Genomic DNA, 1,119 nt, shown 5'->3' with positions numbered 1-1,119 from the left:
ACTAAAAATTATACGATGGAAAGTCTAAATGTGCCTCAAAAACCGCTAAATTTGGTGTGATCGTAATCATGCTTTAAAGGGCAATTTATGTATGCCATTGAATATCAGCAAGGAATATTGTGCCTGATGAATGGATGTGATTTTATGTTTCACGCCGCCTATTAATTCACCATAAAAGTCACGCTTTGTTTGCCGTGTTCACAGATTTATCATCTGATCTAAGCCTTGCTGTTAACTCGATGTTAACTTAGAACAACACCACAGTGACGTGGAAGTGGGTTAACGGTAAGGATGTACCATGAGTTGGAGAACCATCAGCTTTAGAAAGCGCATGCTGGTCATTATGACGCTCTCGGGCTTGATCGAGTTACTTCTGCTCGTCGCCGCAGGTTTTACCTACCTCAAAGTCAATCAAGAACACGAAATGGGTGAAAAGGCACTCGGTGTTGCCCGTTTCCTCGCAGAGTCTGAAATCGTCATTAAGATGGTGGAAGCTCAGCAACCAGAACCTTATCAAGAGTCCTTTCGCGCGCTCACTAATGCGATTGGTGGGGCCTTAATTGTGATTGGGGATAACCAAGGCATGCGCTTAATTCATCCGGTAGATGAGCGAATTGGTAAGCCTATGAAAGGGGGCGACAACCAACGAGCTCTGGTCGAAGGTCAATCCTATGTGTCTACAGCTCGCGGTTCTTTGGGTTATTCCGTCCGCGGTAAAGCGGCGATATTCGACGCACAAGGTCACATCATTGGTGTGGTGTCGGTGGGGTATTTGCTCGACAGGCTCCAAGATCGCATTGAGCCATTCCTCGCTTTTTTAATTTTGATGGTTGTCGTCGTAGTGGTGGCAAATGCCGTGGTGTCCAATTACGCGTCTCGAAAATTCCAGCGCGCGATTTTAGGCTTCGAACCAGAAGAGATCGGCCGTCTGTATGGTGAACTGGAAGTCACCATGAGTACTATCAAAGAAGGTGTACTCAGCATTGACGCACAAGGTGTGCTTCGTTCCATCAACCGCAGTGCTTGCCAGATTCTCGGCATTGATAGAGATAATGCGCTCAACAAACCGCTTACGGATACATTACGCGACAGCGACTTATATACCGTTCTTGAAACGGA

1 protein-coding gene is annotated in these 1,119 nt (G+C 46.4%); it reads left to right on the top strand.

The features are described 5' to 3' along the window. Window positions 1-298: 298 nt before the first annotated feature. Window positions 299-1,119 (top strand): PAS domain-containing protein (locus tag R7F07_RS25285; protein ID WP_318110678.1); only part of this gene is annotated, 821 nt, incomplete at its 3' end.

This window comes from Vibrio sp. YT-16, assembly GCF_033337405.1.
GTDB lineage: Bacteria > Pseudomonadota > Gammaproteobacteria > Enterobacterales > Vibrionaceae > Vibrio > Vibrio alginolyticus.
Note: the sequence above shows the minus strand (reverse complement) of the source record. Positions and strands in the feature narration are given on the sequence as shown.